This is a genomic window from Dyella sp. CR10 (assembly GCF_055814425.1).
Map to the genome: position 1 here is coordinate 3293252 of NZ_CP185986.1, position 24979 is coordinate 3318230.

At 68.1% G+C, this 24979-nt stretch carries 23 protein-coding genes; 9 read left to right on the forward strand and 14 right to left on the reverse strand.

Annotated features, from left to right (window positions below):
- Positions 1-15: 15 nt before the first annotated feature.
- The 7 genes from ACNR9O_RS14775 to ACNR9O_RS14805 form a co-directional block, all read right to left on the reverse strand.
- Positions 16-918, reverse strand: a complete 903-nt coding sequence (locus ACNR9O_RS14775) for a hypothetical protein (protein WP_473687529.1) — start codon at positions 916-918, stop codon at positions 16-18.
- Complete coding sequence (locus ACNR9O_RS14780; RefSeq protein WP_473687527.1) at positions 918-3152, reverse strand: M1 family metallopeptidase; 2235 nt, start codon at positions 3150-3152, stop codon at positions 918-920. The genes ACNR9O_RS14775 and ACNR9O_RS14780 overlap by 1 nt, the downstream gene beginning before the upstream one ends.
- A gap of 86 nt (positions 3153-3238) precedes the next feature.
- Positions 3239-4855, reverse strand: a complete 1617-nt coding sequence (locus ACNR9O_RS14785; RefSeq protein WP_473687525.1) for a sulfite reductase subunit alpha — start codon at positions 4853-4855, stop codon at positions 3239-3241.
- Positions 4852-5811: an FAD:protein FMN transferase gene (locus ACNR9O_RS14790; protein ID WP_473687523.1), complete on the reverse strand. Its 960-nt coding sequence runs from the start codon at positions 5809-5811 to the stop codon at positions 4852-4854. The genes ACNR9O_RS14785 and ACNR9O_RS14790 overlap by 4 nt, the downstream gene beginning before the upstream one ends.
- 7 nt (positions 5812-5818) lie before the next feature.
- Positions 5819-6622 (reverse strand): DUF4198 domain-containing protein, encoded by an 804-nt coding sequence (locus ACNR9O_RS14795; protein ID WP_473700787.1) that lies wholly within the window; start codon positions 6620-6622, stop codon positions 5819-5821.
- 49 nt (positions 6623-6671) lie between these two features.
- A complete protein-coding gene (locus tag ACNR9O_RS14800) occupies positions 6672-7187 on the reverse strand; it encodes a DUF2271 domain-containing protein (RefSeq protein WP_473687519.1) in 516 nt (171 codons plus the stop codon).
- 16 nt (positions 7188-7203) lie between these two features.
- Positions 7204-7854 carry a PepSY-associated TM helix domain-containing protein gene (locus tag ACNR9O_RS14805; protein WP_473687517.1) on the reverse strand — a complete coding sequence of 217 codons (651 nt, stop codon included), beginning with the start codon at positions 7852-7854 and terminating at the stop codon, positions 7204-7206.
- Positions 7855-8051: 197 nt separating this feature from the next.
- Between ACNR9O_RS14805 and ACNR9O_RS14810 the strand changes: the two genes are divergently transcribed.
- A complete protein-coding gene (locus tag ACNR9O_RS14810) occupies positions 8052-8732 on the forward strand; it encodes a response regulator (RefSeq protein ID WP_473687515.1) in 681 nt (226 codons plus the stop codon).
- Between the two features lie 101 nt (positions 8733-8833).
- On the forward strand, positions 8834-10180 hold the full coding sequence (locus tag ACNR9O_RS14815) for an ATP-binding protein (protein ID WP_473700788.1): 1347 nt from the start codon (positions 8834-8836) through the stop codon (positions 10178-10180).
- Positions 10181-10272: 92 nt separating this feature from the next.
- Here ACNR9O_RS14815 and ACNR9O_RS14820 read toward each other — a convergent pair whose 3' ends face one another.
- Together ACNR9O_RS14820 and ACNR9O_RS14825 are read right to left on the reverse strand one after the other, a co-directional pair.
- Positions 10273-11682, reverse strand: a complete 1410-nt coding sequence (locus ACNR9O_RS14820) for an aspartate aminotransferase family protein (RefSeq protein ID WP_473687511.1) — start codon at positions 11680-11682, stop codon at positions 10273-10275.
- Between the two features lie 52 nt (positions 11683-11734).
- Positions 11735-12433 (reverse strand): MtnX-like HAD-IB family phosphatase, encoded by a 699-nt coding sequence (locus ACNR9O_RS14825; RefSeq protein WP_473687509.1) that lies wholly within the window; start codon positions 12431-12433, stop codon positions 11735-11737.
- Between the two features lie 328 nt (positions 12434-12761).
- Here ACNR9O_RS14825 and ACNR9O_RS14830 point away from each other — a divergent pair, with 328 nt between their 5' ends.
- The 5 genes from ACNR9O_RS14830 to ACNR9O_RS14850 are packed head-to-tail and all read left to right on the forward strand — an operon-like array spanning position 12762 to position 17834.
- Positions 12762-14213, forward strand: a complete 1452-nt coding sequence (locus ACNR9O_RS14830; protein WP_473687507.1) for a TolC family protein — start codon at positions 12762-12764, stop codon at positions 14211-14213.
- Complete coding sequence (locus tag ACNR9O_RS14835; RefSeq protein ID WP_473687505.1) at positions 14213-15346, forward strand: ABC transporter permease; 1134 nt, start codon at positions 14213-14215, stop codon at positions 15344-15346. The genes ACNR9O_RS14830 and ACNR9O_RS14835 overlap by 1 nt, the downstream gene beginning before the upstream one ends.
- Positions 15347-15349: 3 nt before the next feature.
- Complete coding sequence (locus tag ACNR9O_RS14840) at positions 15350-16105, forward strand: ABC transporter ATP-binding protein (protein WP_473687503.1); 756 nt, start codon at positions 15350-15352, stop codon at positions 16103-16105.
- Complete coding sequence (locus ACNR9O_RS14845; protein WP_473687501.1) at positions 16102-17055, forward strand: efflux RND transporter periplasmic adaptor subunit; 954 nt, start codon at positions 16102-16104, stop codon at positions 17053-17055. The genes ACNR9O_RS14840 and ACNR9O_RS14845 overlap by 4 nt, the downstream gene beginning before the upstream one ends.
- A 2-nt stretch (positions 17056-17057) precedes the next feature.
- Positions 17058-17834, forward strand: a complete 777-nt coding sequence (locus ACNR9O_RS14850; RefSeq protein WP_473687499.1) for a MipA/OmpV family protein — start codon at positions 17058-17060, stop codon at positions 17832-17834.
- Between the two features lie 16 nt (positions 17835-17850).
- On the opposite strand, the gene ACNR9O_RS14855 is transcribed toward ACNR9O_RS14850, so the two are convergent.
- The 5 genes from ACNR9O_RS14855 to ACNR9O_RS14875 form a co-directional block, all read right to left on the reverse strand.
- The gene (locus tag ACNR9O_RS14855) at positions 17851-18186 is read right to left on the reverse strand and encodes a non-heme iron oxygenase ferredoxin subunit (RefSeq protein WP_473687497.1); all 336 of its coding nucleotides are present in this window, start codon (positions 18184-18186) and stop codon (positions 17851-17853) included.
- Positions 18183-18731 carry a GNAT family N-acetyltransferase gene (locus ACNR9O_RS14860; protein WP_473687495.1) on the reverse strand — a complete coding sequence of 183 codons (549 nt, stop codon included), beginning with the start codon at positions 18729-18731 and terminating at the stop codon, positions 18183-18185. The genes ACNR9O_RS14855 and ACNR9O_RS14860 overlap by 4 nt, the downstream gene beginning before the upstream one ends.
- Positions 18732-18800: 69 nt before the next feature.
- The gene (locus tag ACNR9O_RS14865) at positions 18801-19811 is read right to left on the reverse strand and encodes a YncE family protein (protein WP_473687493.1); all 1011 of its coding nucleotides are present in this window, start codon (positions 19809-19811) and stop codon (positions 18801-18803) included.
- 127 nt (positions 19812-19938) lie between these two features.
- Positions 19939-20517 carry a superoxide dismutase gene (locus tag ACNR9O_RS14870; RefSeq protein ID WP_473687491.1) on the reverse strand — a complete coding sequence of 193 codons (579 nt, stop codon included), beginning with the start codon at positions 20515-20517 and terminating at the stop codon, positions 19939-19941.
- Positions 20518-20557: 40 nt separating this feature from the next.
- Positions 20558-21955 (reverse strand): MFS transporter, encoded by a 1398-nt coding sequence (locus ACNR9O_RS14875; protein WP_473687489.1) that lies wholly within the window; start codon positions 21953-21955, stop codon positions 20558-20560.
- Between the two features lie 85 nt (positions 21956-22040).
- Here ACNR9O_RS14875 and ACNR9O_RS14880 point away from each other — a divergent pair, with 85 nt between their 5' ends.
- The gene (locus ACNR9O_RS14880) at positions 22041-22724 is read left to right on the forward strand and encodes a helix-turn-helix transcriptional regulator (RefSeq protein WP_473687487.1); all 684 of its coding nucleotides are present in this window, start codon (positions 22041-22043) and stop codon (positions 22722-22724) included.
- Positions 22725-22891: 167 nt separating this feature from the next.
- On the forward strand, positions 22892-24925 hold the full coding sequence (locus ACNR9O_RS14885; RefSeq protein ID WP_473687485.1) for a M13 family metallopeptidase: 2034 nt from the start codon (positions 22892-22894) through the stop codon (positions 24923-24925).
- The last annotated feature ends 54 nt before the right edge of the window (positions 24926-24979 follow it).

Below are 24979 nucleotides of genomic sequence, written 5' to 3' on the forward strand. Positions count from 1 at the left end.
ACATCGCGGCACGCCTCAGAACGCGGCGCGCCGTCCGCCGCCGTTGATCGAACGCGCTACTTCCGCCAGCGCGAACAAGCGCGCGGTGCGCATCCACGCGATCGCCGCCACCGCCAGCTGAGTCAGCACAAAGGCCAGCAGGAAATTGGCCCCCACCGCCGTCGTATTGGCGCGTGCCACGCCGAACGCGAAGGCGACGCCGAAGCCGATCGCGCTGACGAACAGATAGCCGAACAGGCTGCTGAAGGGCCGCCGCAGCAGTTGCCACAGGCCGCGCCAGATCGCCTTGGTCGCCGAGCGCAGGCCGAGGTCGGCAATGAACGCGGCACGGCCGGATTCGACGATCACCTGCGCCAGCACCACGCACAGCGCGCACAGCACCAGTGCCACGTGCGTCGCCGAGTGCGCCTGCGCCTCCAGCACCGCCAGTTCGGTCTTGTCGTCCAGCGCCTCCATACCCTGCTTCACTGCCCACACTGCGGCCGCGTACGGCAGCAGCGACCACAGCATCAGGCGGAACATGCGCCCGTACTCCACGACGCCGCTCTGCAGCAGATGGCCAAAGCCGAGCGGCCGGCCGGCACGACCGCTGCCCACCACCATGCCGTTGAGCAGCGGCGACAGCAGCACAGTCAGCAGCAACCCGGCAAGGAAGCCGCCGCGCAGCGCGCCGCCGTTGCTCATCAGCTCGCGCACCGAATCGCCGAACATGATCGCGTCGAACTGCCTCGCCCATGCGTCGGCGTGCACCGAATGCCCGAGCAGTTCATCCAGCGCACGCAGCAGCGGCAGTGCGGCGGCAAGCGTCGGCAGCAGCATCAGCAGTGTCCACAGCAGGATCAGGCGCCATTGCAGCGCCGCGAACGGCGCGCCCAGCACGGCGCCGAAGGAAACGCGACGAGAATTCTTGAGAGCCATCACAGCGTCACCAGGAAGGAGTAGAAGGCCTGCAACAGGGCGGCGACATCGGCGGTCCAGCGACGCGAAGCGGCGCCGTTGTACTTGTCGGTGCGGCTGTCGTTGAGCTTGTTGGCGTCGAGCAGGACGGTCCGGTCCGGGTCGAGTTCGGCCGACACGATCCGGGTCGGCTTCTCGAAGGTGAAGCGCGCCCAGCGCCGCGCGTCATTCCAGCGCACGTCTTCGTGGCTGCCGTCGGCGAACGTCACGCGCAGCAGCTGCGGCACCGGCGCGCCATCGCGCACAACGGTGACGGTGCCGCGCCAGGGGAACGGCCCGGCTTCCGATTTCTCGCCGCGATGCGCTTTATGCCAATCCTCACGCTGCTGGTCGAGCTGCTTCTCCAGCGCTTCGGCATCCACTTCGGTGCGCTTGCCGTCCTTGTCGATGACGCCGGCCTGCGGCACGGCCTCTTCGTTGTCGATGGTGGCGATGCGGTCGTCGATGAAGGCGGTGCCATAGACATACTGGTCGAAGATCTCGTTGACGTTCTTCGCATCGCCCGACACGTCGATCAGGGTGGCGCGCAGGTCGGCCACCGAAGGATGGCGGAAATGCCAGCGCCGGTAGTACTCGCGAAAAGCCTTCTCCAGCACCGGCTTGCCCAGGCGTTCCTCCAGGTCATGCATGGCGGTGGCGGTGCGCGAATACACGGTGCCGTAGCTGCTGCTGGAGAAGCGGTCCCACGCGTTCTGCGCGAGCGGGTCGTACGGCGACTTCAGCCCCGCACTCATCCGTTCCATCGCGAACACGTCCATCGACGGCCGGATGCCCAGCCGTGCGGCCCACGAGCCGGGCACCAGGATGCGCTGGTTGCGCTCGCGCAGCATGCGCTGGTCCCAGTACTCATTGAGGCCTTCGTCGAGCATCGGCTCCTCGAATTCGTTCGAGGCGAGCAGGCCGTAGAAATAGCCGTGACCGAACTCGTGGATGGTGACGAAGTCGATCTCCCACTGATCGGAGGTGCGCGGGTCGATCTTCGAATAACCCTCCGCGGTGAAGAACGTGGGGTACTCCATGCCGCCGGCTTCCGCCGCGTTATACGGCGGCACCACCGCCGTCACCGTGCGATATGGATACGGCCCCAGAGTGCGCGAAAAGTAGTCCAGCGAATCCGTGGTCGCCTTCAGCACCGGCTGTGCGCTGGCCTGGTACTCCGGAGGATAGATCACGCGCACCGCCACCTTGGGCACGCCGGGACCCGAGTAGCTGCCGTCCAGCGTCTGGTAGCCCTTGGCGGCCACCCAGGCGAAATCGTGCACGTCACCCTGCACGTAGTGATAGGTGGTCTTGCCGCCGTTCTGCACGGGCCCGCCCTGCAGCTCGCCTACCGCGCCGACGGTGTAGTCGGAGGGCACGGTCAGGCGCACGTCATAGCTGCCGAAGTCGGCGTAGAACTCGCTGTTGAAGTGGAACTCATGGGCGTTCCAGCGTGTTTCCTTTGCGCCACGCTCGCCGGGCAGCTCGAGCACCGCGATCTTCGGGAACCACTGCGCGACGAGATTGAAATCGCCCCACCAGCCGGTGCGCTCGACCACGCGCGGCAGCTGGCTGAGGAAGTCGATGTCTAGCGTCAGCGTCTCGCCCGCACCCACCGGCTGGGCGAGATCCACCTTCACCACGGTCTCGTCGGTCTTCGGTCCGCCGTCCGGCTGCACGAAGTTCCACTTCAGCGCTGCCTCGCCCTGCTGCACGCGGCGCAGGTCGATCCAGCCCCACTGCCCTTTCTTCAGCGTCGCAGCGCCGCGCGAATGCCCGTGTGCGGTCAGCACGCGGCGTTCGCTGAAGAAGGTGCTGCCCTCGTTCTTGAAGGCATTGAGATACAGATGCAGGTACACGCTGCGCACCGGGCGGTCGCTGCGGTTGCGCCAGGTCATCTGCTCGCGACCGCTGACGGCATGCCTGGCCGCATCCAGCTCGGCATCGATGCGGTAGCCGACCACGCGATCGGACAGCGTGGCTTCGCTACCGCTGCGCTCGCCGCCCCAGGCATTCGGCGCGCTCGGTTCGCGCACGCCGGCAGCGTCGGCGCCGGCCAGCGGGATGTCCGTCGCCGCTTCGGCGGCCGGCGGCGCGTTCGCTACCGCGGTACTGGCCGCGGGCACGGGTGCGTCCTGCGCGAGCGCCACCCACGATGCGGCGCCCAGCGCCAGCATCAGCCCAAGGCAAACCTGCTTGCCCCCACGTCCCACCATGCTCGTCTCTCCCCTGGCGATACGCCAGCCTGCGCCATGTGCGCATGCGCCGGCATAGGCCAAAGGTCACGGCGGCGACGTGTATCTCAGTAGACGTCGCGGCGGTAGCGTCCTTCTTCGCGCAATCGCTCGACGGTGGTGGTCCCCAGGGCCTCACGCAACACTTCGTCGACGCCGGGTGCCATGCCCGCCAGGCTGCCGCATACGCAGATCGCCGCGCCCTGTGCGATCCATGCGTGCAATTCAGTGGCGGCTTCGCGCAGGCGCTGCTGCACATAGGCCGGGCTCGCGTCGCGCGACCACGCCAGGTCCAGTCGTTCCAGCCAGCCGCCGCGGTGCCAGCGTTCGATCTCTTCTCGGTGAAAGAAGTCGTGCCGGGCCTGCCTTTCGCCGAACAGCAGCCACTGCCGCCGCGCTCCCGAAGCGATGCGCGCCTTGAGCAAGGCGCGCAGACCCGCCAGTCCGGTGCCATTGCCGATCAGGATCAGCGGCCGCTCCGGCGCGGGCGGGTGGAACGATGGATTGGCGCGTACGCGCAGCGCGATCTCCGCGCCATCCGCCGCATCCCGGGTCAGCCAGCCCGAACCCAGTCCCAGGCGGCCATCGTCGCGGCGCATCTGCCGCACCAGCAGGTGCAGCGCGCCGTCGGCGGGCACCGAGGCAATCGAGTATTCGCGATGCGGCAGCGGCGACAGCGCCGCGTCCAGGCGCGCCACGTCCCAGCCGACGACGTCGGCGACCGGGGGCAGATGGCTGCGCGCGAGGCGATCGGCGAGGGTTTCGCCCGGTACGGCGCCGGCGATTGGCGCCGTGCCGTCGAAGCCTGTAGCGGCGAGCCATCGCGCCACATCGTCCGCGGCATGGCGAGGTTCGATTTCCGCAATGTCGCCGGCTTCCCATGCCAGCTCGCCCTCGATCGGCCGCAGGGCAAGATGGAAGCACGGCGCCCCTATGCTGCCGGGATTGAGCAGGCGACGCCCGACCAGACGCCAGCGCCGATACGGTGCGCGTTGCCAGTCTGGCATCTCGCTGGCGCCGCTAAGCAGGCTCAGATGATGCTGCCAATGGCGCAGCGCGCCGGCATCGCCATCGTCTACTTCCACTGCGTCGAACAGCGGCTGCGCGCCCGATTGCGCCAGCCAGTGACGTAACCGCCGGCCGAAGCCGCAGAACGCCGCGTAGTCCCGATCGCCCAGCGCGAGCAAGCCATAGCGCAACTCCGGCAAGGCGACCGTGCGCGCCAGACAGCGTCTTTCGAACGCGGCTGCGCTATCCGGCGCATCGCCTTCGCCGGTGGTGCTCACCACGAACAGCACGCGGCCGGGGGCGCGCAAGGCCTTGTCGTCGAGGCTGCCGAGTTCGACCACCTGCGCGGGCATGCCGGCGGCACCGAGCTGGTCAGCGGTCCGGCTGGCCAGCTGCGCGGCGAAGCCGGTCTGGCTGGCGTAGGCAATCAGGACGGCGACGCCGTCACTCTCATCGCCTGGTCTGTTCGCACGCTGCCGGTACCGCAACGCGATGAGCATCAGCCATGCGGTGAAGCTCACGGCCGCCGCCCACCAGCGCGCCGGGCCCGGATCGCGCCACTGCATCGCGCCTGTGTGCAGCGCAAAGAACCAGGCAGCGAGCGTCAGCAAAGGCAACAGCGCGAGAACATGGCCCAGCGTTTCGTGCGCGATGGCACGTGCCGTGCCGCGCGTCATGCGTTCAAGGCCGCGGCGAACGCTGGCGACATGCGCGTTTCGAAACCCTGCGCGCCGCGCAGCACGAACAGCACCGCCAGGCCGTGTTCGCGCGCGAAGGCGAGGCCGGCGTCCACACCCAGCAGCGTCATCGCCGTGCCGAGCGGATCGGCCTCGATCGCGTGCGTCGCGAGCACGCTCACGGAAGCCACCGGCGAAGCGACCGGGCTGCCGCTGCGTGGATCGATATGGTGCGAGCGCGCCACGCCGTCATGCGAGTAGCTGCGGCGATAATCGCCCGAGGTAGCGATCGCGCGCCCGCTCAGGACAACCGCATGATCGTACGCACCCGAGCCGTCGGGACGCTCGATCCCCACACGCCAGGGTGAACCGTCTGGCTTCATGCCGCGTGCCTTCATCTCGCCGCCAACTTCCACCAGCCACGCGGATACGCCGGCACCATCCAATGCCTCGCCGGCCCGATCGACTGCGTAGCCCTTGGCGATGGACGAGAGATCCAGATACACGCCGCCCGGCTGATAGACGCGCCGCGCGGCTTCGTCCATGCACAGCTTCCACCAGCCCGTGCGCGCTCGGGCGGCGGCGATCTCAGCATCCCCTGGCGTTTGCGACGGCTGCGCATCGGGGCCGAAACCCCACAGGTTCACCAGCGGCCCCACGGTCGGGTCATAAGCGCCATCGGTGTCGCGAGCGAACCGCAGCGCCTGCGCGATCACCATGAAGCACGCGTCCGGCAATTCGACCCAGGATCCGGCGGTTGCCGTGTTGAAACGCGACAGCGCGGACGCGCTCTTGTACGTGCTCATCTGCGCATCGATGTCGTCGAGGCAGCGCTGCATGCGATCCTGCCAAGCACACACAGGCGCATCGGCCGGTGCGACGATGCGCGCCGACCACGCCGTGCCCATGGTCAGGCCATGCAGCGCGAGCACGCCAAGGGATGATGTTGCCGTCATGGCGTGCTTACTGCGGCAGCACTTCCAGCGTCGCGGTGTAGGCCAGGCGGCGCTGCGTCGCTTGCTTCACGCTGGTCTTGCCGTCCTGCACGCTGGCGTTGATCCAGTACATACCGGCACGCGGCCAGCTCAGCGTGAACTTGCCGTCCTTGCCGGTGGTGGCGGTGAATTCTTCCTGCGCGTTGCGATAGCGCGTCGCACCCGCGATCGCGGTGACCTTCACGTCGCCGGCCGGCTTGCCGTCCAGCAGCAGCTGGAAGGTAGCTCCCTCGCCTGCCACCAGATCGGTGACATGCGTGAACGGCACCAGCTCCAGCCCCTTGCCCTCGGGTTTGAGCGCGGTACCGCTGGGCTTGCCGTTGCTGACGAAGGTCTCCACCCGATTCACCGCTTCGGTGACTTCGACATTCGTCGCACCGGCCGGCAGCTCCTTCGCCAGGTTCGCCGCGTCGCCGCGCCAGCGCTTCTTCTCGCCGCCCAGTTCATAGCTGGCGAACACACCGGCATTCACCAGCGCGAGCTTGTAGGTGCCCTGCTGGGTGAGGTGCAAGTCGAACACGCTGCGGTACTTGCCGGTCACCGCGTTCTCCGGCTTCGCCGACTGGCCGTCCGGCGCGGTGATGACCAGCCGCGACAGATCGCCCGGCACATGATCGGGGTAGAACAGGTCGTTGGACACGGCCGCGTCCACGGTGACCCAAGGGTCGGCGCCGGAGACATTGGTGGCCGAGGGCAGCATCCACATCTTGTGTGCCTGCGCCGCAAGCGGCAGGCACAAGGCGAACGCGGCGAGGATGAGCGAGCGCTTGATCATGGTCGACTCCTTTGGCATGCGGCGATGGAAAAGGCGCACTGGCGCATCAGGGCGCGAGGTCGAGCCTCACCGCGCCCAGCTCGGCGGCGCCCTTCGCATCCAGGTGTTGCGCCGAGACGGCCGGCCAGGTGAACGGCACGCGCACGACCTCGCGCCCGCCGACTTCGCGCGCGGCCTCGACGACCAGCTCGTACTTGCCGGCGGCGAGCTGGCCCAGCGGCGCCTTGCCTACCTTGAACTTCAGCTGCTGCAGGCCAGCCGGGCGCGTGGCGCCGGAGACGCCATCCACCGGCATCTGCAGGTCGCGGCCGCCGCGCCGCCACCACTGGCGCAGCTCGGGCAGCCACTTGGTGCCGGCGCCCTCCTTGCTGTCCTTCTGCGCGTACCACACAGCCAGTTGCGCGGCGACGCTGTGGTCTTCACGCTCGATCCACACCGCCGTGTAGGGGCGGTGGTACTCGGCGACCTCCATCGAAGGAATCTGCACGGTGACGTCCAGATCGGCCGCCGCCACCGGCGCGGCAAGCAGCAAGGCAGGCATGGTGAACAGCAGGCGACGCATCGGACGCGCTCCTCGGTCAGTGAATGAAGATCAGGGCCAGCAGCAGCGGCAGTACCAGGCCGAACGCGACCAGCGGCCAGGTGGCCCCGCGCTGGGCGGCATGCATTTTCAGCAACAGCAGGCCGGTGACGGAGAACACCACGCAGGCCAGCGCGAATACATCGATGAACCAGCCCCACACCGGCCCGGCATGTCGACCCTTGTGCAGGTCGTTGAGATAGGAGATCCAGCCGCGCGATGTGTCCTCGTACTCCAGCTTGCCGTCGACGCGATCGATGCTCAGCCATGCATCGCCACCCGGGCGCGGCATGGACAGATAGATCTCGTCGGCGGACCAGTCGGCGCCGCGCGCGGCCACGTCCACGCCGAGGGTGCTTTCGATCCAGCCGGTGACGTCGACGGGCAGTGCGACGCCCTTGCGCACGTCCTCGCCGGACAGCGCGCGCAGCAGCGGCGCGGGCAGGTGCGCTTCGCGATGTTCGGTGCGCGGCTTCGCTTCGATGCCGGCGGCGTGATTGAGGGTGAAGCCGGTGAGCGCAAACAGCAGCATGCCGACCAGGCACAGGGCGGAGCTGATCCAATGCCAGCGATGCAGCTGCTTGAGCCAGAACGCGCGGCCTGCCCGTTCCCGTCCTGCTTGTGCCGTCTCGACCGGAAGCCTTCCCATGCGTGTGCCCGAAGTGATGTGCGGGCCGTGCAACTCCACAGCCTTCCATCTGTCCCAGCGAACCATCCGGGCGCTAAGCTGCCCGGCGCCCGGACCGCTGGAATGCGGCCGCAGCGGATAGTGTCATAAATGAGAATCACTCGCAATTACTCGTCCCGACCGGCCCGCCATGCCCGGGGCGATCTCCGGAGCTCCCCATGCGCATCCTCATCGCCGAAGACGATCCCGCCATCGCCGCCGGTGTAAGCGCCTCGCTGCGCCAGAGCGGCCACGCGGTCGATCACGTGAACGACGGCGCGCGCGCCGACAACGCGCTACGCGATACCCCTTACGACCTGCTCATCCTCGACCTGGGCCTGCCCAATCTCGATGGCAGCGAGGTGCTGCAGCGCCTGCGCAAGCGCGGCGCCGGCATGCCGGTCCTGGTGATCACCGCGCGCGAAGGCCTGCGCGAACGCGTGCGCGTACTCGACCTGGGCGCCGACGACTATCTGGTGAAACCGTTCGCCCTGGCCGAATTCGAAGCGCGCGTGCGCGCCCTGCTCCGCCGCTATACCGCGCAGGGCGCGCCGGAACTGGCGATCGGGCGGCTGCGCCTGGATCTGCCCGGCCACCGCGCCTGGGTCGACGACAAGCCGCTGGAACTGACCGCCCGCGAGTTCGGCCTGCTCGAAGCCCTTGCCGCACGCCCGGATCGCGTCACCAGCCGCGCGCAATTGGTCGAGGCGCTGTGCAACTGGGACGAGGAGCTCACCGACAACGGCCTGGACATCGCCATCTATCGCCTGCGCCGCAAGCTGTCCGGCTCCGGCACGCAGGTGCGCACCATCCGCGGCCTGGGCTACCTGCTGGAAGAATCCAAGGAAGGCGCCGCGTGAACGAAGCCAGCGAGCCGCAGCCCTGGCTGTACCGCGTGCTGGAGCCGGACGGACGGCAGAGCCTGCGCCGCCGCCTGCTGGCCTTCCTGCTGGTGCCGCTGATGGGGATGCTGCTGATCGAAAGCCTCATCACCTACACCGGCGCGCTGGTCTATTCCAACCACGTGCACGACCGCGATCTCGCCGGCGGCGCCGAAACCGTGGCGCGCATGCTGCAGATGGGCCTGGACGGCCCGCTCTCGGAGCAGGCCAGTTTCCTGCTGCAGTACGACCCGGAAGGGCACAACAACATCAATTACTTCAGCATCGTCAGCCAGCGCCACGGACTGATCGCCGGCACCGACGGACTCGCCCCGCCCTCGCGCCTGGGCCTGGCCGTCAACGGCGAACCCATGCTGTTCGACGTCATGCTGGACCGTCGCCGCGTGCGCGCGGCCGGCGTCATGATCGACAGCGCGCACGAAGCCGGGGACGTGCTCACGGTGACCGTCGCCGAGACCCTGCGCGACCGTCGCCTGCGCGCGCGCGAAATCCTCCTGCTGAGCATCCCGGCGCAGGCCCTGCTGATCGCGGCGGTCTTCGTGCTGGTGTGGTTCGGCGTTCGCGTGGGCTTGCGCCAGCTCGATCCGCTCACCGCGCGCCTGGCGTCGCGCGAGCACGACCTCGCGCCGATCGGCGACGCCGACGTGCCGGTGGAAATCCTGCCGCTGACGCGCACCATCGACGGCCTGTTCGCGCGCCTTCGCGGCATGCTCGCGTTGCAGGAGCGCTTCATCGCCGATGCGGCGCACCAGCTGCGCACCCCCCTGGCCGGACTGCGCGTGCATGTGGAGCGCGCGCAGATCGATCCGTCACCTGAAACGGTCAAGGATGCGCTGGCGCACATCCTGCGCCTCACCCAGCGCGCCACGCGCACCTCGGCGCAGCTGCTGGCGCTCACGCGCGCGCAATCCCCCGAGCATGAAGATCCGCATGCGCTGCTCGACCTCGCCCGGTTGATACCGGACATGCTCGCGCTGCGCGTGCACGAAGCGCTGGCCGCAGGCGTAGACCTGGGCTATGACGGCCCGTCGCATCCGGTATGGATCGACGGCGATCGCATCACCTTGCAGGAACTGCTGGATAACCTGCTGGACAACGCCCTGCGCTATGCCGGCCGCGGCAGTATGGTGACGGTCGGCGTCGCCAGCGACGAGCGCGGCGCCTGCATGAGCGTGGAGGACAACGGACCCGGCGTGCCGCCGGCGTTCCTGGCGCGACTGGGCGAGCGCTTCTTCCGCGTGCCCGGCAGCAGTGAGGAAGGCACCGGCCTGGGTCTGGCGATCGTGCAGCGCATCGCCGAACGCCATCATGCGCAAGTGCGCTATCTGTCCGGCAGTGCGGGTGGCCTGCGCGTGGAAGTCTGGTTCCCGCCGGCACGCACCGAAAAAAAAGACGGCGACGCATGAGCGTCGCCGGGTCGGCATCCCCTGCATGGGAGCGCTCGACACAAGAAAAAACCATGGACGGGCGGCGCCATCGGACGCCGCACGCGTAAGGCTTACATCGCCTTCTTGGCCTTGGTCAGCAGCTGGTCGAGCAGCGCGATGGCCAAGTCGATTTCTTCGTGGGTGATGTCCAGCGACGGCGCGAAGGTGATCACGTTCTTGTACCAGCCGCCCACGTCCAGCACGAGGCCGATCTTCTTGCCCTTGTGCTCCAGGTCGCCGGCGAGGCCGATGTCGACCATCTTGTCCAGCAGCGCCTTGTTCGGGGTGAAGCCGTCGTCGGTGCAGATCTCCGCACGCAGCGCCAGGCCCAGGCCGTCGACGTCGCCGATTTCCTTATGGCGCTTCTGCAGGTCCTTCAGCGCATCCAGGAAGTGCGCACCCTTCTTCGCCACGCTGGTCTCGTAGTCGAGCTCGTAGCCCATCTTGATGACTTCGAGGCCGAGCGAGGTGCCGAGCGGGTTGGAGTTGAAGGTGGAGTGCGTCGAGCCCGGCGGGAAGATCTCCGGATTGATCATTTCCTCGCGCGCCCACAGGCCGGACAGCGGGTTCAGGCCGTTGGTCAGCGCCTTGCCGAACACCAGCACGTCCGGCGTCACGCCGAAGTGCTCGATCGACCACAGCTTGCCTGTGCGCCAGAAGCCCATCTGGATCTCGTCGACCACCATCAGAATGCCGTACTTGTCCAGCACCTTCTTCAGATCCTTGAAGAAGTTCTTGGGCGGGATCACGTAGCCGCCGGTGCCCTGGATCGGCTCGACGTAGAAGGCGGCGTATTCGGCCTGGTTGACCTTAGGGTCCCACACGCCGTTGTACTCGGTCTCGAACAGGCGCTCGAACTGGCGCACGCAGGCGTCGGAGTACTCCTCCGGCGACATGCCCTTCGGGCGCCGGAACGGATACGGGAACGGGATGAACATCGCGCGCTCGCCGAAGTGACCGAAGCGGCGGCGGTAGCGGTAGCTGGAGGTGATCGACGAAGCACCCAGCGTGCGGCCGTGATATCCGCCCTCGAAGGCGAACATCAGGCTCTTGCCGTTCTTGAAGTTGCGCACCAGCTTGAGCGAGTCCTCGACCGCCTGCGCGCCGCCCACGTTGAAGTGCACGCGGCCCTTCAGGCCGAACTTCTGCTGGGCATCGACGGCGATCGTCTTGGCCAGCTCGATGCGGGTCTGGTGCAGATACTGGCTGGCCACCTGCGGCAGCACGTCGATCTGCTGCTTCAGCGTGTCGTTCAGGCGCTTGTTGCCGTAGCCGAAGTTGACCGCCGAGTACCACATCTGCAGGTCCAGGAACGGCACGCCGGCAGTGTCGTACATCCAGCTGCCCTGACCGTGGCGGAAGATCTTCGGCGGATCGACGTAATGCACGGTGTCGCCGAAGGAGCTGTACTGCGCCTCGTCGGCGAGCAGCTGCGCGTCAGGAATCACACCGGTAGCGGCGTTGGGATCGTAGGCGTTCATCGAGAAGTCCGAATGGGGAATTGCGGGGTACGGAAAAAGCGCGACCGCGGGCTCAGCCCGCAGCGATGGCCGGCGCCGGGCGCGCGTGCTCGGCGAGCAGGCTGCCGTCCAGGAGACGCGGCAGCAGTTCCAGCGCGTCCTCGAAACCAGTGATCGGCACGTAGGGAATGCCGGCGGCGCGGCAATGCTCGATCAGGCGATGCTTGGCGAACACGAAGTCCACGCGGTCGGCGGCGCAGAAATCGGAAGCGCCATCGCCGATCAGCAGCGTCTTGGCGCCGCCCTTGCGGGCCTGCGCCACGCAGGCGCACTTGCAGGTGCCGCTGCGGCAGCCTTCGGCCTGGAACGGCGAAGTCAGCTGCCACTGGCGCGGCGGCTCGGCCGGCGACAGATGGTTGGCGGCCAGCGGCAGGTCGTCCAGGCCGTAGCGGCCGAGGATCTGGTGGATGGCGTAGTCGAGGCCGTCGCTGACCACGCGAATCGGGGTGCCCAGCTCGCGCGTCTTCGCCACGAACGCCGGGAACGCATGGTCGATCCACAGACCTTCCAGGTGCTTGTTCAACTGCTCGCGGCTCATGTCCAGCAGGGCGACCTGGCCGCTCATGCACTCGCGCGAACCGATGCGGCCCGCGCGCCAGTCCTGCTCCAGCGCTTCCCAGCCGGGACGGCCGAAACGGTCCAGCAGCGAGTCGATCACGTCCTCGACGGAGATGGTGCCGTCGAAGTCGCAGAGGATGTTCCAAGCCGTCACGCGGACACTCCGGTTTTCACGATGCGCTCACCATAGGCGCCTACCCCTTTCGGCCTCCTTTCCGCTCCTGGCGCGCGAACGGACGCTACCGTGCCGAAGGTCATATGTCACAAGCAGGCCTGATGATCGTCGTATGACCGCCAGCGGTATGCTTGGCCGCCATGGATGGCATTGCCGATGGTCACCCTGGCCCGATACCCTGCACGGCTTGGCTCGCCGCCATCCCCGTGCTGCCGCGTCTTGCGATGCCGGCCGGCACTTCGGCGCTCCATGGCAGTCCAAGCGGCCGCGACCTTGCAGCCATCCTCCGCTCATGATCTGGAAACACGTGTCCTCATCCGCAGCCAACCCGTCGAATGCGCGTCCCGGCAAGGCGGGCAGGCGCACCGCCCTGTTCCTGTGCTGCACGGCGTTCTGCCTCACGCTCGCCGGTTGCGCCGTCGCGCCCCTGCCCGAGCTGAAGGCGCCGATCCCCGACGCATGGCGCAATGCGCCGGCTGGCGTGGCGCCGCCCGCCGCCGACCTGCGCGGGTGGTGGCAGGCTCTGGGCGACCCGGCGCTGGACGGACTGATCGACCGCGCGCTGCGCAACAACCTCGACGTGGCCCAGGCCGCCGAGCGCCTGCAGGCCGCGCGGCAGCTCAGCGGCCACGCGCACGACGGCTATTTCCCCAACGTGCATGCACGCACCAACGACGTGGTGAACCCGGACACCAGCGCGTCGTATTTCATGGTCGGCTTCGACGCGAGCTGGGAGTTCCCGCTGTTCGGCGCCTGGCAAAGCACCAGGCGCGTCGCCGACGGCCAGCTCAATGGCGCCCAGGCCGCGCTGCGCGGCGCCCAGGTCTCGCTGGTGGCCGAAGTCACCCGGCGCTGGGTGGAGCTGCGCTCGGCGCAACGGCAGGAGGCCCTGCTGCTGGCCATCCATGACGCGCAGCAGGAAAAGGCGCGTCTGCTGCAGACCCGGGTGAAACTGAAGCTGGCCGCGCCGGCGGAAGCCGCGCGCGCGCAGGCCGAGCTGGCCCGCGCCGAAGCTGCCCTGGCCGAGCCGCGCCAGGCGATCAATGCGGCCGCCCAGCAGCTGGCCGTGCTGCTGGGCCAGAACGAACCCGACCAGGCCTGGCTGGAACCCGGCACGCAACCGCGCCTGGGCGCCTGGCAACTCACCTCCGCCCCGGCCGACCTGCTGCGCACGCGGCCGGAGATCGCGAACGCCGAGGCCGAGGTACTGCGCGCCGCCGGCGAACTGGGGCTCGCGCGCAAGGACATCTATCCGCACATCGGCTTCGGTTCGTCAATGATGTGGTCGATCAACATCGCCAGCAATCATCGCGCGCGCAATCACGAAGGTATCTTCTCGATCGGCCCGGTCATCGATATCCCGTTGCTGGACTGGGGCCAGCGCGTGGCCGCGGCCCACGCCAAGGGACACGAGCTCAACGCCGCGCTGTTCGCCTACCGCCAGGCGGTGCTGCAGGGCGTGGCCGAAACCGAAGTGGCGATGGGCGACCTCGAACAGCTGCGTTCCCGCGAACAAGCGCTGACGCAGGCCGCCGACGCCTCGCGCAGCGGCGCCGACGCCGCGCGCAAGCGCGCCGAGCTCGGCCTGGGCAGCGGCCTGGACGTGCAGGACAGCATGATCGATGGCCATCGCGCCGAACTGGAACTGGCCAGCGCGATCGCCGCGCGCGACCTCGCCTACGTCTCTCTCTACAAAGCCCTGGGCGGCGCGCCGATGCCGACACCGCCCGCGCCACTCCCGCCGCGGAGTACGGACTGATGGTGGCGCTCGCCCGCAAGACGCTGGTCTACGAATGGCGACGCTTCCTGCCAGCGATCCTCGCCGTGGGCTTCGCCGGCCTGCTGCAATTGCTGCAGGCCGCCCTGGTGCTGGGCATCTTCGGCAGCGCCAGCGTGTACATCACCGGCTCCTCCGCTGACCTGTGGGCCGGCTACCCCGGCACGCAGAGCGTGAACCTCGGACGGCCGATCGACGCGGGCGTGGAAATGCGCCTGCGCATGGATCCGGCGGTGACCCAGGTCGAACCCTTCCACTGGGTGGACGCCGACTGGCGCGGCCCGCATGACACCGGCGGCGTGTCGGTCTTCGTCTCCGGTATCGACACGCGCGCGGACGGCATGATGTTCGCGCATGCCTTGCCCGCCAGCCTGCGCGCTCGCCTCAACGAACCCGATGCGGTGATCGTCGATCGCGCCGACCTGGACAGCCTCGGTGTCAGCGTGGGTGACAACGCAGTCATCAATGGCCACCGCGTCCGCGTGGCCGGTGTGAGCAGCGGCCTGCGCGCGCTCGGCGGCGTCAACGTGGTGGCCTCGCTGGTCACCGCGGCGGAACTGGACACCGATCCGGCCAATGCCAGCCGCATGACCTACTTCGTCGCCCGGCTGCAGGATCCGGACCAGGCCGACGCCGTGGCCGAACGCCTGCGCGGCACCACTTCCTTCGGCAAGTACGACGTATGGACCGCGCGCGACTTCGCGCGCCGCTCGCAGCTCTACTGGATGTTCGACACCGGCGCCGGCGCCGGCGTGCTGTTCCTGGCCGGCATCGTGTTCCTGGTCGGCGCGGTGATTACCAGCCAGACCCTGGTCGCGGCGGTGATCGGCTCGGTGCGCGAATACGCCACGCTCAACGCGCTCGGCGTGGGCGTCGGCGCGCTGCGCAAGGTGGTGATGGAGCAGGCTTTCTGGGTGGGCGCGATCGGCCTGGTCGGCAGCGCCGTGCTGGGCGGGATTCTGTTCGCCTTCGCGCGCAGCCGCAGCGTGCCGGTGGCACTGGATCCGCTCACCACCGTCGCCTGCCTGCTGCTGGGCATGGGCCTGGCGATCGTGTCGGGACTGGCGGCGATGCGCAGCCTGCGCCGCGCCGACCCCGCGAGCCTGCTGAGGTAAGCCATGGCCCGCACCACGCCCTCCGCACCCACCATTTCGCTGCAGGCTCGCGGCGTAGCCAAGTCGTTCGAGTCCGGCCGCGTGCGCAGCACCGTGCTGCACGACCTCACGTTGGACATCCGCTCCGGCGAACTGACCCTGATCTCCGGCCCCTCGGGCTGCGGCAAGAGCACGCTGCTGGCGATCCTCAGCGGGCTGCAGCGTCCCGACAGCGGCCAGGTGAGCGCGCTGGGCCAGGACCTGGGACAGCTCGACATCCGCGCGCTGGAGCGCTTCCGCCTGCTACACACCGGCTTCGTGTTCCAGGGCTTCAATCTCTTCCCCGCGCTCAATGCGGTCGAACAAGTGGAGCTGCCGTTGAGCTATCTCGGCCTTTCGCCGGGCGAGGCGCGCCGCCGCGCGATCTCCTCGCTGGAGGAAGTGGGACTCGGTCCGCGCATGCGCCTGCGTCCGTCCGAACTGTCCGGCGGCGAGAAGCAACGCGTGGCGATCGCGCGCGCGCTCGCCAAGGAGCCGGAGCTGCTGTTCGCCGATGAGCCGACCAGCGCGCTCGACGCGGCCAACGGCCAGACCATCATCGACATCCTGCATCGCATCGCGCGCGCGCATGGCACCACCGTGCTGTGCGTCAGCCATGATCCGCGCCTGGTCGGCCATGCCGACCGCGTCCTCGCCATGGAGGACGGCCGCATCCTCAGTGACCGCACTCAGCCGTCGCTGCCGGACGCCGTCCCGGGCCTCAAGGAATCTTCCGCATGACTTCGCGCCCGCTCTTTTCGGCCCTGCCCTTTCCGCTGTTCGCCCTGGCCGCCGCGCTTGCGCTGGCCGGGTGCTCGCGCGATGACACCGCCAGCTCCGGCAAGCAGGCGCCCGCCACGCAGGCCGCCGCTGCGTATGCCGCGGTCGCGCGCGGCAAGATCGACATCGAAGGCGGCCTGCTCAAGCTGAGCGTGCCGCGCGATGGCGTGGTCGCCGAGATCAAGGTTCACGAGGGCGACCACGTGAAGAAGGGCCAGCTGCTGGCCATGCTCGACACCGAGCCGGCCAAGCTCGCGGTGACCGCCGCCGAAGCCGAACAGAAGCAGATCGAAGCGCAGACCCGCCTGCTGGACTCGCGCCTGCAGGCCGCCGACCAGCGCGCGCAGCGCCTCGAAGCCGCAGCGAAAGCCGGCGCCGGCGACGCACAGAGCGCCGACGACGCGCGCGAAGCCGCGCGGCAATTGCAGGGCGAACTCGACAACGCGCGCGCCAGCGCCGCGCTGGCCGCGCAAAAGCTCGCCGGCGCCCGCTATGAACTGGCCCAGCGCAGCCTGCTCGCGCCGGTGGACGGCGAGATCGTGCAACGGCTGATCCAGCCCGGCGCGCTCGCTTCGCCGCAGAGCGGCCCGGCCTTCGTGCTGTTGCCCGAACAGCCGCGCATCGTGCGCGCCGAGCTCAACGAATCGTTCGTGCGTGTGGTCAATGCCGGCATGCGCGCCGAAGTGATCGACGACAGCGGCAGCGGCATGCCCAACCTCACCGCGCATGTGCTGCGCGTCGGCACCGTGTTCGGTGCCAGCGCGCTGGAAGAAGATCCGCTGGTACGCGCCAACACCCGCACGGTGGAATGCGTGCTCGCCTTCGACCAGCCGCCGCCGGCCTCCGCGCGCATCGGCCAGCGCGTGCTGGTGCGTTTCGCCGCTGCCGGCGCGGAGAACAAGGCGCCGTGACCATGCGCGGCTTGCTCGCCTTCGCCGCGCTGCTCGGCGCCGCGATGGCCAGTCACGCCGACAGCGCGCCCGGTACGGGCGCCGACGAAAACCTGCTCGGCGCCGGCTTCATCCGCCTGCCCAACTGGCAGGGTTCGCGCGCGCACCGCGACCAGCTGGCGCCCTACGTGCAGGTGAAGCTCGGCGATCGCCTCACGCTGTCCACCGACGACGGTGCCACGCTGGACCTGATCGATGGCCGGCACTGGCACGCCGGCCCCTACGGCAACTACCAGTGGGGACGCAGCCACGAAGACCTCGGCAAGCTCGGCGGCAAGGTCGCCAGCCTGTCGCCGCGCCTCAACGCCGGCGGCTATGTGGAGTACGACTTCAGCGACGCGCAGAACATCGGCGTCACGCTATCGCACGACACCCTCGGTGCGGGAGCCTACGCTACCGCCTACGCCTTTACCGCGCTGCCGCCGCTGGGCGGCTACGAGCACGGCCTGCAGCTGCAATGGCAATGGATGAACGGCCCGGCGATGCGCCGCTTCTTCGGCCTGACCGCCGTGGAGGCCGCGACGCTGGGCGTGGCACCATGGCAACCCGGCGCGGGCGGCCAGCAGGTCGGCATCGAATACGACGGGCTGATTCCGCTCGGCCCTCATTTCGCCACGGTGTTCTCGCTGTCTTACGCGCGCCTGCTCGGCAAGGCGGCGGACAGCCCGCTCGTGCGCACGTACGGCACGCCCAATCAGGTCACCGGCTCGATGGCGGTGGTGTACCGCATGAGTCCCTGAGGACCGTGCCCGTGCGTCAGCCGCGGTCGTCGCGCGTCCAGATCCCGCCGTGCGCCTCGCGCACCGGAAAGCTCGCGATCGGTTCGTAGGCCGGCGGGCACAGCACCGCTCCGGTGCGCAAATCGAAGCGTGCGCCATGCCGCGGGCATTCCACTTCGAAACCGTGCACCTCGCCGCCGGCCAGGTCGCCGCCGTCGTGCGTGCACAGGTCCTGCACCGCATAAAGCTGGCCGTCGATGTTGTAGACGGCGATCGGCTCTTGCGTGACTTCGTCGTAGACCACCTTGAACTCGCCGGGCAGCAGTTCGGCGCGCGTACCCACGTAGGTCCAGCCGCTCACGTCGTCGCTCATGCGGCGTTTCCCGCCAGCGGCTTCACCAGCCATTCGAAACGCAGGTCGTCGCGGCGCGGGATGCCGAAGCGCTCGTCGCCGTAGGGAAACGGACGGTACTCGCCGGTGCGCTGGTAGCCGCGACGCTCGTACCATGCGATCAGCTCCGCACGTTGCTCGATCACCGTCATGCGCATGGCCAGGCATTGCCACTGCTCGCGCGCATGGCGCTCGGCCTCGGCCAGCACGGCCTTGCCGATACCGCCGTTCTGCAGCTGCGGATTGACCGCGAACATGCCGAAGTAACCGGCCTCGCCCTGCCGCTCGACATGGCAGCACGCCACGAGCTCACCGTCGCGCTCGGCCAGCAGCACGATGCTATCGGCCTGTTCGAGCAGCGCACCCACGCCGTCGACATCCGTACGGCGCCCATCGAGGAGATCGGATTCGGTGGTCCAGCCGAGCCGACCCGAATCGCCGCGGTAGGCGGATTCGACCAGCGCGACGATGCCGGGGACGTCGGCAACGGTGGCGGTACGGAAGATGGGAAGGGAGGTCGTGGTCATGCGCGGCATGATAATGCCCGTCCTGCCCGCCGGCCATGGCGCCGGCCATGGCGCCGGCGGGCGCGATGGTCAGTGCGGCGCCGCCACCAGCAGGGTGAAGCCCTCCACCGGCTTGCCTTTCTCGTGCGCCGCGGCGGCCACGAGATAGACCTCGTGCGAAGCCGGATCCAGCGCCATGGTGCGGGCGCTTTTCTGCGTGGGAACGTTGCCGAGCAGGTGGTAATGATCGGCATCGTCCTGCGCCACGACACTGAGCAGCCCCTCATCTCCGCCCGAACTCAGCACGAGGTGGCGCTCGGCGTCGTAGATCACCGCGTCGGGCCCCTTGCCCACTTCGATCTTGGCGACCTGATGGCCGTCGCCGGCATCGGTCACGATCACCCAGCCGTTGTCGCAGGCGGAAAACAGGCGGCCGTGCGCGGCGTCCAGCGCCAATCCCGTCGGACCTTCGCAAGGCGCCAAGGTCCACACGGCGGTCACCTTGCCAGCCTTCAGATCCACGCGCGCCAACTGGTTCTTGTCTTCCAGGTTCAGATACAGCGTGCCCTTGCCGTCCGCCACGGCGAACTCCGGGCGTCCTGGCACGGCGATGGTCGACAGTTCCTTGCCGGCATGCGCGTCGATCACGCTGATGTCGTTCGTGCGGCCGTTCATGGTCAGGAGATGGCCGGAGTCGCTATCGAACAGGATCGCGTCGGGGTTCTTGCCGCTGACCGCGATATGCCCTGTCACCTTGAGCGTCTGCGTGTCCATGATGCTGACATCATCGCCGCGACCGTTGCTGACGAACGCCTTGTGCGCGTCGGGCTGCAGCGCCACGCCGTGCGCATGCTGCATGCCGGGCACTTCGCCGACGAGCTTGCCGCTGGCGGCATCGACGACCATCACACGATCGTCGCGCGCGATATAGAGGCGATGCGCGGCGGCGTCGAGGCTCAGGTAGTCCCAGCCGCCAGCGCCGCCCAGCACATGCTGCCTGGCGATCGTATAGGGAGCAGCGGATGGCGCCGCCAGCGCGGGCAAGCTCGCCGCGAACAAGCAGAGCACGCCGGGCAGCAGTCGGATCGATAGCTCTCTCATACAGTCTCCGCAGGAAATGACGGTCGAAGCGCACGCTTCACGCAGCGTATCGTCCATACCTTACGGATGCCCAAGCTCGCCGCGCAGGCGCCTGCGCGCGGCGAGCCGGTCCATGGAGCTACCGTGCTCAGGCCAGGTGATCGGCCGCGAAATCCCAGTGCACGAGCTGCCAGAACGCCTGCAGATAGCTTGGCCGCGCATTGCGGTAGTCGATGTAGTACGCGTGCTCCCATACATCAGCGACCAGCAGGGGGCGATCCGCGCCGGTCAGCGGCGTTTCTGCATTGGCGGTGTCGACGATCGCGAGCGTGCCGTCCGGGCGCTGCACCAGCCAGGTCCAGCCCGAGCCGAACAGCGTGGCGCCGGACTTGGCGAACGCTTCCTTGAACGCATCCACCGAACCGAAGTCCCGCGCGATGGCATCGGCCAGCCGGCCCTGCGGCGCGCCGCCGCCGCGCGGACTCATCGAGTTCCAGTAGAAGCTGTGGTTCCACACCTGTGCGGCGTTGTTGAACATCGGGCCGCTCGCGCGGCGCACGATCTCTTCCAGTTCCAGTGCTTCGAACTCGGTGCCGGCGATCAGCGTGTTGAGATTCGTGACGTAGGCACGGTGGTGCTTGCCGTAGTGGTATTCCAGTGTCTCCGCCGAAATGTGCGGGGCGAGCGCGTTGAGCTCGTACGGCAACGGCAGCAGTTCGATGGCCATTGTGATGTTTCCTTTTGTCAGTGTCGGTTATCGGGAGAAATCAGGCGCGTGTAGCGCGACGCGCCACCGGCAGGCCCAGCGCGACCAGCACGGCGAAACCGCCCAGCAGCCACAGCGCCGCCGCACGCGCACCGGCCACGCCGCCCGGGTCGCTGAGGCCAGCGGCATTGGCGACCCAGCCAGCTACGGCAGCGCCCAGCGACATGGCATAGAGCTGCACGGTGGAAATCGACGATGAAGCGAGCGCCCCCTCTTCCGGCGGCGCGGCCTCGAGCAGGGAGGTCAGCAGGTGCGGCCAGGCCAAGCCGATGCCCAGGCCTACGCCGGCAAGGAAGACACACAACATGACGAAGCCCGCGCCCTGCACCATCGACGCAGGCTGCTGCAGCAGCCACGCCAGCAGCGCCAGCGCGCCCGCCATCAGCGCTGGTCCGACACGGATGCAGCGGGCACCGAACGCGCCACCACGACCCGCGCTCAGCATTGAGCCGAAGCTCCAGCCGCCAGCCATCACCGCCGTGAGATAGCCGGCCACCAGCGGCTCGTGACCGAGGATGGTCTGCAGGAAATACGGCACGAAGATCTCTACCGTGCTGCCGATCACCAGCAGCGCGATCACCACATAGAGCGCGCGCAGGCGCGATGGCGCATAGGCGCCGGTGGGCAGCAACCGCGCGCCTGCCTGGCGATCGGCGCGCACGATCAACGCCGCGAGCAGCAGGCTTGCGCCGATGAACACGCATTGCAGCGCGCGCGACTGCGCCAGGCTGGCCAGCGATACCGCCAGCACAGACAGCGCCAGCAGGGCCAGCCTTCCACCCGGCACGGCGGCGCGCTCGCCGCCGATCTGGCCTGACGGTAGCCACGCCAGCACGATGCCGACCAGCACCACCACTGCCGGCAGCAGGCTCCAGAACGCCCAGCGCCATTCGCCCAACTGCGCGAAGACGCCGCCGAGCGCCGGGCCCGACAAGGTGGCGATGCCCCACATCGCCGACACCAATCCCATCGCGCGCGACCACAGCGCTGGCTCGAACACTTGCCGGATCAGCACGTAGGCCAGCGATACCAGCACGCCGCCACCTAGCCCTTGCAGGCTGCGGCCGGCCAGCATCCACGGCATCGACGCCGCGCCGGCGCAGACCAGGGTGCCGAGCGTGAACACCGCCAGCGCCAGCAGGTAGGCGCCCTTCCCGCCCAGACGGCTCGCCAGCGCGGCCGCCAGCGTCGCGCCGATGATCGATGCGACCACGAACAACGTGGTGTTCCATGCGTAATAAGCCAGGCCGCCGATGTCCGCCACGATCGACGGCATGATCGTGGTCACCACGTACACGTTGACCGCGTGCAGCGCCGTGCCACCGGCAAGCGCGACCGAACGGATGCCATTACGGCCGGAAAGGAGATCTGCCCAAGAGGCGGATACGATAGTTGCCATGCGTTCCTCGACAATGCGCGCCGCGCGCGCCAATATCCAAGTTGTTACTTGGGATATTAGACCCAGCTCGAGGAATTAAACAAGCATGAACTTGGAAAATAACCACCCCATCGAGATGGACCCCAGCAGCGACCGCATCCTGCGCCAGCTCAAGACACAGGGCCCGCAGAGCACCGCGGCACTGGCCGAGGCCTTGGGTGTCAGCAGCGAGGCCGCGCGCCAGCAGGTGCAGAAACTGCTCGACACCGCGCTGATCGCCGGCGAACAGGAGCGCTCCGCCGGCGCCGGCCGGCCACGCCAGCTGTGGTCGCTCACTGCGACCGGCCACGCGCGCTTTCCCGATGCGCACGCGCAGCTGGCGGTGGATCTGATCGCCTCCGTGCGCGCGCTCTACGGTGAGGCCGGCGTAGACAAGCTGGTCGACGCACGCCGCGAAGACAATCGGCGCAACTATCTCGACGCCATCGGCAGCGCTCGCAGCGTGGCCGAGCGGGTGCGCCGCCTTGCCGCGATTCGCGCTCACGAGGGCTATATGGCGCGCGCGGAAAAAGACGGACGCGATTGGCTGTTGATCGAAGACCACTGCCCCATCTGCTCCGCCGCGCGCGTCTGCCAGGGCTTCTGCCGCGCGGAACTGGAACTGTTTCAGGACGTAATGGGCGACGAAGCGAGCGTCGTGCGCGAACAGCACCTGCTGGCGGGCGCGCGGCGTTGCGTATACCGCATCAGCCCGCGCAAGCCGGTGAAGACGCCGGTCAGGCTGGAATAAAGCGGGGACCCGGGAAGAACATCGCTCTCTGCGAGCGTTGTTCCCGCCCCTCGCCTCTCGCCCTCAAGCCATGACCTCCGGCACTGCCTTCCCTTCTCGGGCACTGCCTAGCCTGAGCGGCTGACCGCGCGTCCGTACCGCGGCCACCTGCCACCGAGGGAGCATCCATGAAGAACATCGCGAAACCGCTGGCCCTGGCCGTCGGCCTGGCCTTGTCCACCGTCGCCATTGCCGGCCCGTCCGGCCATTTCGACGTGAAGGAGCTGGACAAGAAGATCGACCCTTGCGCCGACTTCAACGGCTTCGTCAACGCCAGGTGGGTGGCGGCGCATCCGATCCCGCCCGACCGCACGCGCTGGGGCTCCTTCGATGCGCTGCGCGAGGGCAGCCTCGATGCTCAACGCACGATCGTCGAAAGCGCATCGAAGAATCCGGCGCAGGCCAAGCCCGGCTCGATCGAGCAGAAGATCGGCTTCCTGTATGCCTCCGGCATGGACGAAGCGGCGATCGAGCAAGCAGGCTATACGCCGATCAAGCCCCAGCTGGCGCGCATCGATGCGCTGAAGAATGCGGGAGACATCGCCGCCTACATCCGCGACACCTATGCGCGCGGCGACGGCGTGGTATTCCGCTTCTACGGCAATGCGGACTTCAAGGACTCCAGCCGCCAGATCGCCTACACCGGCCAGGGCGGCCTGGGCCTGCCCACCGCCGACTACTACAGCAAGCCGGACTTCGCCAAGATCCGCGACGCTTATGTGGCGCATATCGCGCGCACGCTCCAGCTCGCAGGCGTGAGCGCCACCGACGCACAGACGCAGGCCAAGGCGGTGATGGCCTTCGAAACGCGCCTGGCCGGCGCCTCGCTGGTGCCCACCGAGCTGCGCAAGCCGGAGAATCGCTATCACTACGTCAGCCTCGCCGAGGCAGGCAAGCTCACGCCCCATTTCGACTGGGCGGCCTTCTTCAAGGCGCAAGGTGCCGACGTGAAGGACGGCTTCTCGCTGTCGCACCCGAAGTTCTTCGCCGAGATGGACAAGATGCTGTCCGACGTGCCGGTCGCCGACTGGCAGGCCTACCTGCGCTTTCATGCGGTGGACGGCGCCGCGCCGTATCTGTCCAAGGCTTTCCAGCAGGAAGACTTCGACTTCAACGCCAGGACGCTCAACGACCAGAAGGAAATGAAGGCGCGCTGGAAGCGCACGCTCGATGCGGTCAACGAAAGCATGGGCATGGCGCTGGGCGAACTCTACGTGGCGAAGTACTTCTCGCCCGAATCCAAGCAGCGCGCGCAGTCCCTAGTGGACAACCTGCGTGCGTCATACAAGGCGCGCATCGAAAACCTCGAGTGGATGAGTGCCGAAACCAAGCAGAAGGCGCTGGAGAAATGGGCCAGCTTCACGCCCAAGATCGGCTATCCGGACAAGTGGCGCGACTGGAGCGGCCTGACGCTGAAGGCAGGCGATTACTTCGGCAACGTGCAGGCAGCATCCAAGTTCAACTACGACTACATGGTCGGCAAGATCGGCAAGCCGGTGGATCGCACCGAATGGGGCATGACGCCGCAGACGGTGAATGCTTACTACAACGCACAGAAGAACGAGATCGTGTTCCCGGCCGCCATCCTGCAGCCGCCGTTCTTCGACGCCGCGGCGGATGACGCACTCAACTACGGCGGCATCGGCGCCGTGATCGGCCACGAGATGGGCCACGGCTACGATGACCAGGGCAGCAAGTTCGACGCCCAGGGCAACAACGTCAACTGGTGGACCGACGCCGACCGCAAGGCGTTCGACGAACGCACCGCCAAGCTCGCCGCGCAGTTCAACGGCTACGAGGCGCTGCCGGGCAAGTTCGTCAACGGCCAGCTCACCATGGGCGAGAACATCGGCGACCTCGGCGGCCTCAACGCGGCCTACGACGCCTTGCAGATGGCGCTGGCGAAAAACCCGAGAGAAGCGAAGAAAACCATCGACGGCTATACCCAGGACCAGCGCTTCTTCCTCAACTGGGCGCGCGTGTGGCGCGGCAGCATCCGCCCCGCCGCGCAGCTGACCCTGCTCAACACCGATCCGCACGCACCGGCGCAGTTCCGCGCGATCGGCGCGCCCTCGAACATGGCCGCGTTCGCGCAGGCGTTCCAATGCAAGGCGAACGCCAAGATGGTCCGCTCGGGCGATACGCAGGTGAAGATCTGGTAAGCGCAGATATCCGCTGAACAAGAAAAACCCGCGGGTGCGAGCCTGCGGGTTTTT